This window comes from Microbacterium sp. AC215, assembly GCF_979258645.1.
Genome location: NZ_OZ409869.1, coordinates 2,080,525 through 2,095,592 on the forward strand (window position 1 = coordinate 2,080,525; position 15,068 = coordinate 2,095,592).

12 protein-coding genes are annotated in these 15,068 nt (G+C 69.5%); 6 read left to right on the plus strand and 6 right to left on the minus strand.

Annotated elements, in window-relative coordinates; translation table 11 throughout:
• Positions 1-13: 13 nt before the first annotated feature.
• The 4 genes from ACZZZF_RS10135 to ACZZZF_RS10150 form a co-directional block, all read right to left on the minus strand.
• Positions 14-1,336, minus strand: coding sequence for an enolase C-terminal domain-like protein (locus tag ACZZZF_RS10135; protein WP_463498188.1), 1,323 nt, complete (start codon positions 1,334-1,336; stop codon positions 14-16).
• The gene (locus ACZZZF_RS10140) at positions 1,333-2,919 is read right to left on the minus strand and encodes an aldehyde dehydrogenase (NADP(+)) (protein ID WP_463498189.1); all 1,587 of its coding nucleotides are present in this window, start codon (positions 2,917-2,919) and stop codon (positions 1,333-1,335) included. Before ACZZZF_RS10140 ends, ACZZZF_RS10135 begins: the two co-directional genes overlap by 4 nt.
• A 37-nt stretch (positions 2,920-2,956) precedes the next feature.
• Complete coding sequence (locus ACZZZF_RS10145) at positions 2,957-3,892, minus strand: 5-dehydro-4-deoxyglucarate dehydratase (protein ID WP_053098437.1); 936 nt, start codon at positions 3,890-3,892, stop codon at positions 2,957-2,959.
• 116 nt (positions 3,893-4,008) lie between these two features.
• Positions 4,009-4,986: a 2-hydroxyacid dehydrogenase gene (locus tag ACZZZF_RS10150; RefSeq protein WP_463498190.1), complete on the minus strand. Its 978-nt coding sequence runs from the start codon at positions 4,984-4,986 to the stop codon at positions 4,009-4,011.
• Positions 4,987-5,245: 259 nt separating this feature from the next.
• On the opposite strand from ACZZZF_RS10150, the gene ACZZZF_RS10155 reads away from it, so the two are divergent.
• The 4 genes from ACZZZF_RS10155 to ACZZZF_RS10170 are packed head-to-tail and all read left to right on the plus strand — an operon-like array spanning position 5,246 to position 9,524.
• The gene (locus tag ACZZZF_RS10155; protein ID WP_463498191.1) at positions 5,246-6,814 is read left to right on the plus strand and encodes an ABC transporter substrate-binding protein; all 1,569 of its coding nucleotides are present in this window, start codon (positions 5,246-5,248) and stop codon (positions 6,812-6,814) included.
• Between the two features lie 29 nt (positions 6,815-6,843).
• On the plus strand, positions 6,844-7,833 hold the full coding sequence (locus tag ACZZZF_RS10160; protein WP_053098434.1) for an ABC transporter permease: 990 nt from the start codon (positions 6,844-6,846) through the stop codon (positions 7,831-7,833).
• A complete protein-coding gene (locus ACZZZF_RS10165; protein WP_053098433.1) occupies positions 7,826-8,791 on the plus strand; it encodes an ABC transporter permease in 966 nt (321 codons plus the stop codon). Before ACZZZF_RS10160 ends, ACZZZF_RS10165 begins: the two co-directional genes overlap by 8 nt.
• Positions 8,792-8,798: 7 nt before the next feature.
• On the plus strand, positions 8,799-9,524 hold the full coding sequence (locus ACZZZF_RS10170; RefSeq protein WP_363519108.1) for a sulfite exporter TauE/SafE family protein: 726 nt from the start codon (positions 8,799-8,801) through the stop codon (positions 9,522-9,524).
• 36 nt (positions 9,525-9,560) lie between these two features.
• Here the strand turns inward: ACZZZF_RS10170 and ACZZZF_RS10175 are convergent, their stop codons facing one another.
• Positions 9,561-10,541, minus strand: a complete 981-nt coding sequence (locus ACZZZF_RS10175; protein ID WP_463498193.1) for a 2-hydroxyacid dehydrogenase — start codon at positions 10,539-10,541, stop codon at positions 9,561-9,563.
• Positions 10,538-11,851 (minus strand): glucarate dehydratase family protein, encoded by a 1,314-nt coding sequence (locus ACZZZF_RS10180; RefSeq protein ID WP_463498194.1) that lies wholly within the window; start codon positions 11,849-11,851, stop codon positions 10,538-10,540. Before ACZZZF_RS10180 ends, ACZZZF_RS10175 begins: the two co-directional genes overlap by 4 nt.
• Before the next feature lie 132 nt (positions 11,852-11,983).
• Between ACZZZF_RS10180 and ACZZZF_RS10185 the strand changes: the two genes are divergently transcribed.
• Positions 11,984-12,892: a LysR family transcriptional regulator gene (locus ACZZZF_RS10185; RefSeq protein WP_400339726.1), complete on the plus strand. Its 909-nt coding sequence runs from the start codon at positions 11,984-11,986 to the stop codon at positions 12,890-12,892.
• Positions 12,893-13,016: 124 nt separating this feature from the next.
• A complete protein-coding gene (locus ACZZZF_RS10190; RefSeq protein WP_187249023.1) occupies positions 13,017-14,723 on the plus strand; it encodes a dipeptide ABC transporter ATP-binding protein in 1,707 nt (568 codons plus the stop codon).
• Positions 14,724-15,068 lie beyond the last annotated feature (345 nt).

Genomic DNA, 15,068 nt, shown 5'->3' on the forward strand with positions numbered 1-15,068 from the left:
ACCCGGACGCGCCTCAGCGCACGAGGGCGGGCCGCTTGCTGTCGAACTGCCAGTCGGGCACGAGGTACTGCATGCCGATCGCGTCGTCGCGGGCGCCGAGCCCGTGCTCGACATACAGCTCGTGGGCCTCGGCGAGCCGCACGCGGTCGATCGTCACACCGAGTCCCGGCCGGTCGGGCACGCGCACCGCGCCGTCGCGGATCTGCGGCGCATCGACCGTCAGCTGCTGACCGTCCTGCCAGATCCAGTGCGTGTCGAGTGCCGTGATCTCGCCGGGCGCGGCCGCACCGACCTGCGTGAACATCGCCAGCGAGATGTCGAAGTGGTTGTTCGAGTGCGAGCCCCATGTGAGGTCGAAGTCGTTGCACAGCTGCGCGACGCGCACCGACCCTGCCATCGTCCAGAAGTGCGGGTCAGCGAGCGGGATGTCGACGGCATCCGATCGGATCGCGTGCGCCATCTCGCGCCAGTCGGTCGCGATCATGTTCGTCGCGGTCCGCAGTCCGGTGCGCCGCCGGAACTCCGCCATCACCTCTCGGCCCGAGAACCGGCCCTCCGCACCGCAGGGGTCCTCGGCGTAGGCGAGCACGTCGCGCAGTCGTCGACCGATGCGCACCGCATCCTCCAGCAGCCACCCGCCGTTCGGGTCGAGCGTGATGCGCGCCTCGGGGAAGCGCTGGGCGAGGGCGGTCACGACGTCGGCCTCGATCTCTCCGTCGAGCACGCCGCCCTTGAGCTTGAAGTCCGCGAATCCGTAGCGCTGCTGGGCGGCTTCGGCCAGGCGCAGGACGCCCTCGGCCGTCATCGCCTCTTCGCGTCGCACGCTCTCCCAGCTGTCGCCGCTCTCGCGCAGATAGGGGAGGTCGGTCCTGTCGGCATCGCCGACGAAGAACAGATAGCCCAGCATCGGCACGCTGTCGCGCTGCTGACCGTCGCCGAGCAGTTCGGCGACCGGCACGCCGAGGTGCTGCGCATGCAGGTCGAGAAGCGCCGACTCGATGCCGGTGACGGCGTGCACGGTGGTGCGCAGGTCGAACGTCTGCAGCCCGCGGCCACCGGCGTCGCGATCGGCGAAGCGCGTCGCGATCGACCGCAGCAGCGAACGGTATCGGCCGACCGGCTGACCCGAGAGCATCTCGCCGGCCTCGATGATGGTGCGGCGGATCGGCTCTCCGCCGGGAACCTCGCCGAGACCCTCGCGTCCGTCCGAATCCGTCACGATGACGATGTTGCGGGTGAAGAACGGCCCGTGCGCGCCCGAGAGGTTCAACAGCATCGAGTCGTGGCCGGCGACCGGAACGACCTCGACTCTGTCGACGGTGGGAACGGCGCTCATGCGGACGCCTCGCGCCGCCCGTCGATGAAGCGCGGGACGTGCCACGGGTTGGCGTCGCGCAGCGCCTCGGGCAGCAGCTCGTCGGGGATGTTCTGATAGGCGACGGGCCGCAGGAAGCGCTCGATCGCGAGAGTCCCGACGCTCGTGGTGCGCGAGTCGCTCGTCGCCGGGAACGGTCCGCCGTGAACCATGGCGTGCCCGACCTCGACCCCGGTCGGCCAGCCGTTCGCGAGGATGCGCCCGACCTTGCGCTCGAGCACCGGCAGCAGCGCCGCCGCGAGCTCATTGTCGTCCGCGCTGAGCTGCAGCGTGGCCGTCAGCTGACCCTCCAGACGCGACGCCGCCTGCACCAGCTCGACGACATCGCCGTACCGCACCACCAGCGATGCCGCACCGAAGATCTCCTCGTGCAGCACGTGGTTCTCCTCGAACGATCCGAGGTCGGCCGCGTGGATCACGGGCGCGGGAGCATGCGGACCCTGTCCGTCGGATCCCCTCGCGAGGATCTCGGCGTTGGCGTCCCTCGTCTCGACGCCCTCGCGCCACGCGGCGGCGATGCTCGGCGAGAGCATGGTCTGCCCTGTGGCCGCGCGCAGCGCCTCGGATACGGCCTGCAGGAAGGCGTCGCCCTGCGCGCCCCGCGGGATGAAGACGATTCCGGGCTGCGTGCACAGCTGCCCGCTGGATCCGGTCGCGCTCTGCACGTACCCCGCGGCGAGCGCTCCGACATCGCCGCGCAGAGCGCCGGGCAGGATGAACACGGGGTTCACCGAGCTCATCTCGGCGTAGACGGGGATCGGCACTGGCCGCGCCTGCGAGGCGCGCACGAGGGCGAGACCGCCTTCGCGGGAGCCGGTGAACCCGACGGCCTGGATCTCGGGGTCGGAGACGAGCGCCTGTCCGACGCTGCGGCCCGGGCCGAAGATGTGCGAGAAGACTCCCGGATGCAGTCCATGGGCGTCGATGGCACGCGCGATCGCCGCGGCCACGAGCTCGCTCGTGCCGGGGTGCGAGCTGTGCGCCTTGAACACGACCGGGCAGCCGGCTGCGAGGGCGGATGCGGTGTCTCCGCCGGCGGTGGAGAACGCGAACGGGAAGTTCGACGCCCCGAACACCGCCACCGGCCCGAGAGGGAGCTTGCGCTGGCGGATGTCGACGCGGGGCACCGGCGTGCGGTCGGGCTGCACCGGATCGATGCGCACGCCTCGGTGCTCGCCGGCTCGGACGACCTCGGCGAACAGCCGCAGCTGCCCGGTGGTGCGCGCACGCTCGCCGAGAAGACGCGCCTGCGGCAACCCGGTCTCCTGCATCGCCCGTTCGATCAGTGTGTCGCCGATCGCCTCGATCTCCTCCGCGACCGTCTCGAGGAAGGCCGCGTGTGCCTCGGGCTCGAGGCGCGAGAACGTCACGAACGCCTCTGCGGCGGCCGCCGTCGCCTCGCGGAGCTGGTCGACGTCGATCTGCGAGTAGGGCGGATCGAGCTGCTCGTCGGTGTCGGGCGCGATGGCGTGCAGTGCCGAGCCGGTGCCGGCGACGGAGCGTCCGGCGATCGAGGAATGCCCGGTGAGGACGGGAACGGTCATGTCACTCTCCTTGAGTCGAGGGTGGGGATGGTGAGGATCAGACGGGGACGGACTCGAGCAGCCCGGCGCGGTCGAGAAGCTGCAGGAGGTCGGCGTCATCCTGCTCCGACAGGTCGTGCAGCGGCGGGCGGACGGGTCCGACGCCGTGTCCGGTGAGACGCAGCCCCGCCTTGACGATCGAGACGCCGAAGCCGCGGCCCCGATCGCGGATCGCGATGTACGGCAGCACGAAGCGTCCCAGCTTCTCGGTCACCGCGACTCGGTCCTGGGCACGCACGTCCCGGTAGAACTCGAGGGCGAACTCGGGAACGAAGTTGAACATCGCGGACGAGTAGGTGCTCATGCCCATCTGCAGCAGCGGCAGCGCATACGTCTCCGCCGTCGGCAGCCCGCCCAGGTAGAACAGCCGCTCGCCGTTGCGGACGTAGACCGAGGCGAGGTGCTCGATGTCGGCCGTCGCATCCTTGAAGCCGATGACGTTCTCGTGTCGGTCGGCGAGGATCGCCATCGTCTCGGCCGAGTAGATCGCGTTGCCCCGGTTGTAGACGATGATCGCGAGACGGGTCGCTGCGGCGATCGCCGAGACGTGCTCGACGAGACCGGGCTGGTCGCATTCGGTGAGATACGGGGGCAGCACGAGGATGCCCTCGGCACCGGCCTCCTCCGCTGCGCGAGCGTTCGCGATCGCATTGCGGGTCCAGCCTCCGGCCGACGCGAGCACCGGCACCTCGGGTCGGGACGCCTGCACGGCCGCGCGGACGACCGCGGCCGACTCTGCGGCATCGAGGCTGAAGCCCTCGCCGGTGCCGCCGGCGGCGAACAGACCGGCGACGCCGAATCCGGCCTGCCACTCGACGTGCTCGCGGTAGCGCTTCTCGTCGAACTCGAGCTCCGGCGTGAATGCCGTCGCGGGGAACGAGAGGAGACCTTCGCGAAGGTGGTCGGCCAGCTCGGTGGGCGTGAATCGTGCCACGGTGCACTCCTGGGGTGTCGCGCCGGTGTCCGGCTCGGATCTGAACAATCGTCACGCTATGCGGGAAACGATGCGCCTACAAACCAAATGGTGGATAGATCAATGCGCCGCCTGCATCAAAGCGCAGACATCTCCGGCACCGGCGTCGGGAGCGGCTCGCCTGCGAGGTACGCCCGGAGGTTCGCCAGCGTGAGGTCTCGCATGTCGCGCCGGGTCTCGTGCGTTCCGCTGCCGACGTGGGGCAGCAGCGTGACATCGTCGCGGATCAACCGCTCGGGCACGTGCGGCTCCTGCGCGAACACGTCGAGCCCCGCCCCCGCGATCTCACCGGCCTCGAGAGCGGCGATCAGCGCGTCCTCGTCGACGACCGAGCCGCGGGCGATGTTGACCAGGAACCCGTCCGGTCCGAGGGCGCGGATCACCTCGGCGTCGACCAGACCCTCGGTCGCGGCTCCTCCGGGAACCGCGATGACGAGCACATCCGATCGGCGTGCGAGTTCGACGGCGGAGGCCACGTGCTCCCACGGCGCCTCCTCGACGGGGCGGCGGGTCGTGTAGAGGATCGTCGCGTCGAATGCCGCCGCGCGCCGGGCGATCGCCTGCCCGATGCGGCCGAGGCCGAGCACGCCGACCGTGCTGCCCGAGAACCGACGCGTCAGCGGGAAGCCGCCGGACTCCCAGCGGCCCTCGCGCAGGAACCTCTCGGATGCCCCGAACCGTCGGAACACGTCGAGCATGAGCCCGAGGGCCGTATCGGCGACGCAGTCGGTGAGCACATCGGGCGTGTGGGTGACCTGGATGCCGCGTGCGACCGCCTGAGCCACATCGGTCGTGTCGTAGCCCACCCCGAAGTTGGTCACGATCTCGAGGTTCGGGAGCGCAGCCATCAGAGCGGACGGGACACCGTTGCGACCGCTCGTGACGACGGCGCGCACCTTCGCGGCATCCGCGGGATCGAGGGTCGTGAGGTCGTCGGGAAGACGCACCACGGAGTACTCGTCCTGGAGCGTCCGCTCGAGCGAGTCGAGCAGTGGCCCCGCCTGGGCGACGGAGCCGGGGGCGACGGGCGAGGGGGCATCGATGATGTTCGTCATGGCGCGAGACTACGACCCGTCAACGATGCAGTTCCATAAGCGAAGTTGCATGGATTGATGCGTCCGCTGTATTCATCGGGCGAGAACGGCGGAATCCCGCGGATCGCCGCATGTCGCTCCACCGCTGCCGAGCGCCGAGCCCCGGTTCCGCCCGCCGATGCGTGCCGCGCATCGGTTGACGCTCGTGAAGCGGTCTGCGACATTCTGAACGAGCCGACGACCACTCTGGGCCTCGGCCGTCCCCTACCTGGAGGAACCGATGAAGCTTTCTTCCCCCCGACGCAGAGCGGCCCGCGCGTCCGCCGTCACCGCTGGAATCGCGTCGATCGCACTGCTCGCATCCTGCTCGGTCGCGAACTCGGAGTCGCAAGGCGGCGGCGAGGGTGGCACCGAAGACACTCTCCGCGTCGTGCTCACGCAGGAGCCGCCCACGCTCGAGGCATGCGACGCGAACCTCACCTCGACGGGTGTGGTCGTGCGCAGCACGGTGACCGAGCCGCTCGTCGAGCGCAACCCGTCGACCGGAGAGCTCGAGCCGCTGCTCGCCACCGAGTGGGAGCAGACCGGCGACACCGAGTGGACGTTCACCGTCCGCGACGACGTCACGTTCCAGGACGGCACCCCCTTCGACGCCGAAGCGGCCGCCTACTCGATCGACCGCGCCGTGAACGGCGACCTCGGCTGCAACGTCGAGGGGTACATCTTCGGTGACGACGACCTTGAGGTCGCCGCCACCGATGCCACCACCCTCACCGTGACCACCCCGAGCCCCGACCCGATCCTCCCGCTGAAGCTCTCGTTCATCGAGATCGTCTCCCCCGAGACCTCGAACACCGAGTTCGTGCGCGAGCCCATCGGCACCGGCCCCTACGCGATCGGCGACTGGCAGGCCGGCACGAAGCTCACCCTCGACCGCAACGACGACTACTGGGGCGACGCTCCGCAGTTCGCCGAGGTCGAGTACCAGTGGCGGTCGGAGGGCACCGTCCGTGCCGCGATGATCACCAGCGGCGAGGCGGACATCGCCCTCGGCCTCAGCGCCGAAGACGGCATCGGCGACTTCGGCGTGAGCTACCCGAACAACGAGACGATCGCACTGCGCTTCTCCGGGCAGACGGCGCCGCTCGACGACATCCGCATCCGCCAGGCGATCAACTACGCGATCGACCGCGAGGGCATCGTCTCCTCCCTCTACCCCGACGGCGACGTGGTCGCCGCGCAGCTGATCCCCGAGGGCATCGTCGGCTTCAACTCCGACCTCGAGCCCTGGGAGTACGACCCCGAGAAGGCGAAGGCCCTCGTCGAGGAGGCTGCGGCGGACGGCGTCCCGACGGACACGAAGATCCTCATGCCGGTGCGCACCGCCCAGTTCCCGAAGGTCAGCGAGCTCGGCGAGGTCCTGCGCGAGCAGCTCGCCGCCGCCGGCCTCAACGTCGAGCTCCGCATGGTCGACACCACGCAGCACCTGCAGTACCAGCTGAGCCCGTTCGTCACGAACGAGGGCCCCATCTCGATGCTCATCCAGCACGGCAACCAGGCGGGTGACGCGCAGTTCACGGTCGAGCAGTACATGCTCACGGGCGGTGCGCAGGCCGAGTTCGGCGACCCGGGTCTGGACGAGCTCATCAACACGGCGCGCACTCTGACCGGCGATGAGCGTCAGACGGCCTACGAGGACGTGTTCGCCTACGAGCGCGAGAACGTCGTGGCCCTCGCCCCGATCGCGCACCAGACGGTCATGCTCGGTCTCGCCGACCGCGTGACGTACGAGCCCAACTCGTCGACCGGCGACGAGCTGCGCATCAAGGAGGTCTCGCTCGCGGGCTGACCGCGAGCGAGAGTGAGAGGCGGGCGACCATGTGGACCTACCTGAGAAAACGGATCCTGCAGAGCGCGCTGCCGCTGATCGCCGTCGTACTGGGTGTCTTCGTGCTCGCCCGTCTCACCGGCGATCCGTCGCAGCTGTACCTTCCGCTGAACGCCACCGACCAGATGCGCGAGGACTTCGCCGCCCGCAACGGCTTCGACCAGCCGCTGTGGAAGCAGATGGGCGACTACTTCCTCGGTGTCCTGCAGCTGGACTTCGGTCAGTCGCTGCGCACCGGGGAACCCGCCGCCGAGATGGCGCTGCGCGCCTTCCCGGCCACCCTGCAGCTCGCCGCGGTGACGATGATCCTCGCGATCGTCATCGCCATCGTGCTCGGCAGCTGGGCGTCGCTGAAGCCGAACGGCATCGCCGACCGCATCGTGAGCTTCTTCTCGATGACGGCGGCCAGCGTGCCCGACTTCTGGGTGGCGATCCTCGGCATCTGGATCTTCGCGATCACCCTCGGCTGGCTGCCGACATCCGGAACCTCCGGCGCTCTCGTCTGGATCCTGCCGGTCGCGACGCTCATGCTGCGACCGGTCGGGGTGCTCGCCCAGGTGATCCGCGGGTCGATGGTGACCGTGCTCGGGCAGCCGTACATCCAGGTCGCCCGCAGTCGCGGCGCCGGCCAGATGCACATCGTCTCGAAGCACGCGCTGCGCAACGCCGCGGCACCTGCCCTGACCGTCGCCGGCGACCTGACCGTCGGCCTCATCAACGGCGCGGTCGTGGTGGAGTCGATCTTCGGCTGGCCGGGCATCGGCAAGCTCATGATCGACTCGATCCTGCAGCGCGACTTCGCGGTGCTGCAGGCCGCGGTGCTCATCACCGCTCTGGCGATCTTCGCCCTCAACATCATCATCGACCTCGGTTACGCGCTGCTGGATCCCCGCGTGCGGCCGACCTCGGGAGCCAAGGCCCGTCGCCGCGGTCCCGGGGCACTCTCCGACACGAAGGCAGAGGTGCTGACGAATGTCTGACAACGCATCGACCGTCACCGTCCTCACGCAGAAGGCGCGCGGAGCCCGCTCGTCGGGCCGCGCCAACCTCTGGCAGCTGCTGCTGAAGGACAAGGTCGCCACCGCAGCCGCCATCGTGCTGTCGTTCATCGTGCTCACCGCGATCATCGGTCCGCCGCTGTTCGGCGAGATGGCCCAGCGACAGGACCTCGGCGCGCGCAACATGCCGCCGTTCAGCTTCCAGCTCGGCTGGGAGTACGTCCTCGGCAGCGACTCGCTGGGTCGCAGCCTGCTCGCCCGCATCATCACCGCCGCGGGAACCACGCTCGGTGTCGCGGCGGCCGCCGTGGTCGTCTCGGCGGTCGTCGGCTCGATCTGGGGCATGTGGGCCGGATTCCACCGCGGATGGCGCGAATCGGTGTCGATGCGCATCGCCGACGTCATCATGAGCTTCCCCTCGCTGCTGCTCGCCGTCGTGATCCTGTACGTGTTCAACCCCAGTGCGGCCAACATCGTGCTCGTGCTCGCGATCACCCGCATACCTCTCTACCTGCGCACGGCGCGAGCGGATGCCGCCGAGCTGCGCTCGAGGATGTTCGTCGACGCCGCGACGAACTTCGGAGCCACGAACAAGGCCATCGTCTTCCGGCACATCGTCCCGAACGTCCTGCCCACGTTGGTCACGCTGGCGACGCTGGAGTTCTGCTACGTGATGCTGGCGGAGTCGTCGCTGAGCTTCCTCGGCATCGGCATCCAGCCGCCCGATGTCAGCTGGGGCCTCATGGTCTCGCAGGGACGCCAGTACCTCGCCGAGGCGTGGTGGCAGTCGGTGCTCCCCGGTCTCGCGATCGTCATCACCACGGTGTGCGCGAACGTCCTGGCCGCGTGGCTGCGTCTCGCGACCGACCCGGGCCAGCGCTGGCGTCTGCAGAGCAAGAAGCGCCGTCGCGTGATCGGCTCGATCGCCCCGCGTCGCTGAGTCCGCGGTGACGCCGCTCGAGTTCGTGCTGCTGGGGGCCGTCATCCTCGTCGCCGGCTGCCTGCAGGGCTCGATCGGCTTCGGAATGGGGATGCTGGCCGCACCGTTCATCGCCCTGATCGACACGACGCTGCTGCCGGTGCTCGTGATCATGCTGGCCATGGTCGTGACGCTGATCGTGGCGGTGATGGATCGCGCGGCGCTCGATCTGCGCGGGGCCGGCTGGGCATTGGCGGGGCGGGTGCCCGGGACCGTCGTCGGCGCGGGTCTCGTCACCGTGATGTCGACGACCGTGCTCTCCTGGGCGGTCGCGGTCGTCGTGCTGCTCGGAGTCGTCGTCTCGCTGCGGGGCTGGCGCCCGAGAGTGACGAGGACGACGCAGGCGGTGGCCGGGGCGCTGTCTGGCGTCATGGGCACGACCACGTCGGTCGGAGGGGCGCCGATGGCGATCATCTGGCAGGGCTCCGACGGGCCGCGCCTGCGCGGCACGATGTCGGCGTTCTTCCTCGTCGGATCATCGCTGTCGCTCGTCGCGCTGTTTCTGTGGGGCGCGGTGCCGACGCACGCGCTCGCCACGGCGGCCTGGATGGCGCCGTTCGCGGTCGCGGGGGTGGTGCTGTCGCGGTTCGTGAACAGGTTCCTCAACCGCCGGCGCACGCGCGCGATCGCACTCGGCGCATCCGCTCTGGGCGCGGTGACGCTGATCGTCACCCGCCTGTTCGAGCTCGGCTGAGCGGATGCCGGAGCGACCCGCCCACGGCCAGCCGCCTCAGCGCACCTGACGCTCGAGTGGGAGGCCCGCGTCGAGCAGGTCGATGTTGCGGGCGATGTCGGCGGCCCGCGCGGTGAAGACCTCGCGGGCATGACCCGAATGGTGCGGGGTCAGCACGACACGGTCGAGCGCGGCGAATCTCTGCACGACCGGCGGCGCCTCGGCACCCTGCGGAGCATCCCACCACACGTCGATCGCCGCTCCCCCGATGCGTCCCTCGCTGAGGGCCGAGAACAGTGCGTCCTCGTCGATGAGCGCCCCGCGGGCGACGTTGACGATCAGAGCGTCGGCGTTCAGCTGTGCGAGCGCTTCGGCGTCGATCATCCCTCGCGTGCTCTCGGTGAGGGGCGCGGTGACGACGACGACATCGCTCTCCCGCAGCAGCGGATGCAGCTGATCCTCGCCGTACACCTGATCGAGCAGCTCGGTTCCGAGTCCGCCCGCGTCCGGATGCCGGCGCATCGCGACCACGCGCATGCCGAAGGCCTTCGCGAGGTGGGCGACGGAGCGACCGATCTCGCCGTAGCCGACCAGTCCGAGGGTGCTGCCGGCGAGCGAGCGATGGTAAGGGGCGCCTGCCGTCGCGATCGTCCGCCACTCCCCCCGACGCATCTCGGCGTCGGCGTCGATCGCGCGACGGCGCAGCATGAGTGCGGTCATGAGCACGTGCTCGGCGATCGCGGCGCCGTGGTGACCTGTGTTGCACAGCGGCACACCCTCGGGCACGGCACCGGCTTCCACCCGGTCGACGCCCGCACCCGTCGCATGCACGAGACGCACGCGATCGGCCCCTGCCATCTCTGCGACCGTGAGCCGCGAGCAGATCACCACGTCGGCGCCCTCGATCGCCGCTCGCGTCGAACCGGGCACGTCGAGGTCGGCGAACACCCACTCGTGCGGGCGCGCGGTGCGGCGCAGATCGTCGGCGAACGCCGACATGATCGGATCAGTGACTGCGATGCGCAGCGGCGCGTTCACCAGCGGGGGCTCTCGAGCACGTATCCGGGATCGACGCGCTGCATGTAGCCGGTGTCGTCGCGCTCCCGGATGCCGCCGTCGAGGTACTGCCTGTGCAGCCGCGCGAGCGCCTCGGGGTCGAGCTCGACGCCGAGTCCGGGCGCGGTCGGCACCGCCAGCGATCCGTCCCTGAAGGTCAGGGCGCCGGGGGCGATGACGTCTTCGTCCTCGCGCTTCCACGGCCAGTGCGTGTCGCACGCGTAGCCGACGCCGGGGGTGGCACCGGCGAGGTGGGTCATCGCAGCGAGGCTGATGCCGAGGTGCGAGTTCGAGTGCATGGAGAGCCCCCACCCGAGAGTCTCGGCGAAGCCGGCGAGCAGCCGGGATCGTTCGAGACCTCCCCAGAAGTGGTGGTCGGAGAGCACGATGTCGATCGCGCCGAGTCGCACGGCATCCGCGATGTGCGAGAACGCGACGACGCACATGTTGGTGGCGAGCGGCAGGTCGGTGTGGCGGCGCACCTCGGCCATGCCCTCGAGACCCGGGGTGGGGTCTTCGAGGTATTCGAGCACGTCCTTCAGCGCATCGGCGACCCGCAGCGAGGTCTCGACGGTCCAGGCCCCGTTCGGATCGATGCGCAGGGGGTGGTCGGGGAACTCCTCGCGCAGCGCGAGGATCGCGGCGATCTCGTCGTCGGGCGCGAGGACACCGGCCTTGAGCTTGAGCGCTGTGAAGCCGTAGGTGTCGACGATGCGACGGGCCTGCGAGACGATTCCGTCCGGCGTCAGCGCCTCGCCCCATTCGTCGTCGGACCCGCCCGGATGCCCCGCCCACTTGTAGAAGAGGTAGCCGCTGAACGGCACGGCATCCCGCACCCGCCCGCCCAGCAGCTCGCTGGCGGGCATGCCGAGCAGCTTGCCGCGGATGTCGATGGCGGCCACGTCGAACGGCGAGAGCACACGGTCGCCGGTGCTCGTGCCGGTGACCATGCCCGACATGCCGTGTCCGCCCTGCACGCCGTCGCCGGCCACACTGCGTTCGACCCGCGCGCGCAGGTCGTTCGTGGCGAACACGTCGCAGCCGAGCACGGCGTCGGCGGCGACCCGCAATCGCTGCAGGTGCGCGCTGTCGCCGTAGGTCTCGCCGAGTCCGACGACGCCCGATTCGGTGGTCACCTGCACGATGGCGCGCAGCGCGAGCGGCTCGTGCACGCCGACGGTGTTGAGCAGAGGCGGGTCGTGGAATGCGACCGGCGTGATGCGGACGGACCGCACCGCGTTCTCGGACAACCGCGTGGCAGCCGGGACAGACAGCAGGAACTCTTCGGACATCACGCCTCCGTTGGTGAGACTCCGGGACTCCGCTTCGACGGATTCCGCGTCATCGAGTTTCTCCGACACTATGGTGGGGACAGATGCGCGGACAAACCAAAACTCGCACTGATTGATGTCGGGAGTGGATCGATGATCTCGCTGGTACAGCTCGAATGCTTCATCGCCGTCGCGGAGGAACTGCACTTCGGTGCGGCCGCGACCCGGCTCAAGATGACGCAGCCGCCGCTCAGTCGGCAGATCCAGCAGCTCGAGCGCGAGCTGTCGACGAGGCTCTTCGATCGCACCAGCCGTCGCGTCGCGCTGACTCAGGCCGGGCGCGCGCTGCTGCCCAACGCGCGGCGCCTGATCGACCTCGCGGCGAAGGCGGTCTCGGATGTGCGCTCGGTCGGCGAGGGCGCCGCCGGAACCGTCACGATCGCCTACACCGCGATGGCCGGGCAGGCCGTCGTGCCCGATCTGCTGCGGCGCGCGTCGGCCGAGCTGCCCGGCGTCACCCTGCTGCTGCGCGAACTCGTCTCGCTCGATCAGGTGGAAGAGCTCGAGAAGGGCACGGTCGACATCGGCCTGATGCGACCACTGCTCGCCCGACCGCAGATCAGCAGCCGTGCGGTGTACCGCGAGCGGCTGGCGGTGGCGCTGCCCAGCGACTCGGCACTGGCGCAGCGCTCCGAGCCCGTGAAGCTCATCGACCTCAAGGACGAGTCGCTGCTCATGTACTCCCCGAGCGGCGCGCGCTACTTCCACGACCTGCTGCTGTCGATGTTCGTGGCGAGCGGGGTGCACCCGCACATCGTGCAGTACGCCGGGCAGGTGCCCGCCCTGCTGGCGATGGTCAGCGCCGGCATCGGGTTCACGCTCGTGCCGCAGTCGGCCGAGCGGATCTCTCCCGACACCGTGACGCTGCTGCCGATCAGCGAGGCCGATCCGTCGTCGCGGGTGAACAGCGTCGAGCTCGACATCGCGTGGAACTCCGAGTCGCACAATCCCCTCGTCGAGCGTCTGCTGAATCTGATCGACGACGTGGATCACGACGACTGATCTATGCAGTGGGAGCATTGCCCAATGCCGATGTAGTGCTTGATCGGGATGAATCCTCACGCCTAGCGTGAACGAGAAGATGATCAGTGCTGATGACACGACCCGTGCTCGACGAGGAGGACGCATGCCGAAGGACATCGCCGCGACCGCCGATGAGTCCGCCCGACTCGGTGAGGCCGTGAACCCGACACCCGGCGGCCGACCCGCCGCGCGTGACGACATCCTGCGCGTCGAGGATCTGCGCGTCGCCTACCGGATCGGCGACCGCGAGGTCGATGCGGTGCGCGGGGTGAACCTCAGCGTGGGCCGCGGAGAAGTGGTCGCGATCGTCGGCGAATCCGGATCCGGCAAGAGCACGGTCGCGCAGTCGATCATGAACCTCCTCGCGCCGAACGCCGAGGTCACCGGCGGGCGCATCGAATTCGACGGCGAAGACCTGATCCCGCTGAGCGAACGACGCTGGCGCGGCATCCGAGGTCGGCTCATCGGCTTGGTCCCCCAGGACCCGGCGCTCTCTCTCAACCCGGTGCGACGCGTGGGCGTGCAGGTGGCGGAGCCGCTGCTCGTGCACGGACTCGCGACCAAGCACGACGCGCATGATCGTGCGGTCGAGCTGCTCGAGATGGCGGGGCTGACGTATCCGGCCGAGCGAGCGAAGCAGTATCCGCACCAGTTCTCGGGTGGCATGAAGCAGCGCGCGCTGATCGCGGGAGCGCTGGCCGCGCAGCCGAGCCTGATCATCGCCGACGAGCCGACGAGCGCCCTCGACGTCACCGTGCAGAAGCAGATCCTCGACCACCTCGCGAACCTCACGCAGGAGCTGGGCACCGCGATCCTGCTGATCACCCACGACCTGGGCATGGCGGCCGAGCGGGCCGACCGGGTCGTCGTCATGAAGCAGGGCGAGATCGTGGACTCCGGACCGGCGGCGCAGGTGATGACCGCGCCGACGCACGAGTACACCCGCAAGCTCATCGCCGCCGCACCGCGGCTGAGCGCACACGAGCGGCGGACGGCATCCACCCAGGCCCGCATCGAGTTCGGCGGCGAGCCGATCGTCCGCGTCTCCGAGCTCACCAAGGTCTTCCCGCTGCCCAAGGGCGAGGGCGAGCGCCGCTCGCTGACCGCCGTCGACGCCGTCTCTCTCGAGGTGCGCCGCGGCGAGACGCTCGCCGTCGTGGGCGAGTCGGGGTCGGGCAAGAGCACGCTCGCGCGACTCGTGCTGCGGCTGGAGGAGCCGACCTCGGGATCCATCTCGTTCGCCGGCGAAGACATCACCCACCTCAAGGGCGAGAAGCTGCGTCAGCTGCGGCGGCGGTTCCAGATGGTCTACCAGAGCCCGTTCGACTCCCTGAATCCGCGCATGACGATCGAGCAGCTCATCACCGAGCCGCTGCTGTCGTTCGGCGAGGGCGACCGACAGTCGCGGTCGAAGCGCGCCGTCGAGCTGTCGGAGCAGGTCGCTCTTCCCGACGGGATGCTGGGTCGGTTCCCCGACGAGCTGTCGGGCGGCCAGCGGCAGCGCGTGGCCATCGCCCGCGCTCTCGCGCTCGACCCGGAGTTCCTCGTGCTCGACGAGGCCGTCTCGGCGCTCGACGTGTCGGTGCAGGCGCAGATCCTGGCACTGCTCGACGAACTGCAGCGCGAGCGCGAACTGAGCTACCTCTTCATCACGCACGACCTCGGTGTCGTCGCCGAGACCGCCGACCGCGTCGCCGTGCTCAAGCACGGCAAGCTCGTGGAGTGCGGCGATGCCGCGCAGATCTTCACGGCTCCGCAAGAGGAGTACACGCGGATGCTGATCGAGGCCGTTCCGGCGTTCTCCGCCTGACGCGTCGCCCTCGGTTCGACCGCGCGTGAGGGGTCACTTTCGCATCCCTTACGGCCACTTCAGGTGCATTACTGACCACCCACCGCACGCCCGGCGGGTGAGTGGTCACTTTCGCATCGCTCACGGCCACTTCAGGTGCATTACTGACCACCCACGGAACAGGCGTCAGGCGTCAGGCGTCGGGCGAGGCAAAGCGTCGACAGTTCACTTCGCGCTCCCCGTGCGTTCACCTCGGACGCCTATCTTGAGTGCGGTCGCGCGAACGCGGCTAAGAATCAGACAGATCGTTGTACGTAAACCACAACATCGCGGTAAAGTCGGATCAGACATACCTCGATGACGAGA

What these genes read in the sequence shown, in the direction of transcription:
- ACZZZF_RS10185 (WP_400339726.1), top strand. Translation starts at nt 11,984, where the DNA reads ATGATCTCGCTGGTACAGCTCGAATGCTTCATCGCCGTCGCGGAGGAA.
- ACZZZF_RS10135 (WP_463498188.1), bottom strand. Translation starts at nt 1,336, where the DNA reads ATGAGCGCCGTTCCCACCGTCGACAGAGTCGAGGTCGTTCCGGTCGCC.
- ACZZZF_RS10155 (WP_463498191.1), top strand. Translation starts at nt 5,246, where the DNA reads ATGAAGCTTTCTTCCCCCCGACGCAGAGCGGCCCGCGCGTCCGCCGTC.
- ACZZZF_RS10180 (WP_463498194.1), bottom strand. Translation starts at nt 11,851, where the DNA reads ATGTCCGAAGAGTTCCTGCTGTCTGTCCCGGCTGCCACGCGGTTGTCC.
- ACZZZF_RS10160 (WP_053098434.1), top strand. Translation starts at nt 6,844, where the DNA reads ATGTGGACCTACCTGAGAAAACGGATCCTGCAGAGCGCGCTGCCGCTG.
- ACZZZF_RS10150 (WP_463498190.1), bottom strand. Translation starts at nt 4,986, where the DNA reads ATGACGAACATCATCGATGCCCCCTCGCCCGTCGCCCCCGGCTCCGTC.
- ACZZZF_RS10165 (WP_053098433.1), top strand. Translation starts at nt 7,826, where the DNA reads ATGTCTGACAACGCATCGACCGTCACCGTCCTCACGCAGAAGGCGCGC.
- ACZZZF_RS10140 (WP_463498189.1), bottom strand. Translation starts at nt 2,919, where the DNA reads ATGACCGTTCCCGTCCTCACCGGGCATTCCTCGATCGCCGGACGCTCC.
- ACZZZF_RS10190 (WP_187249023.1), top strand. Translation starts at nt 13,017, where the DNA reads ATGCCGAAGGACATCGCCGCGACCGCCGATGAGTCCGCCCGACTCGGT.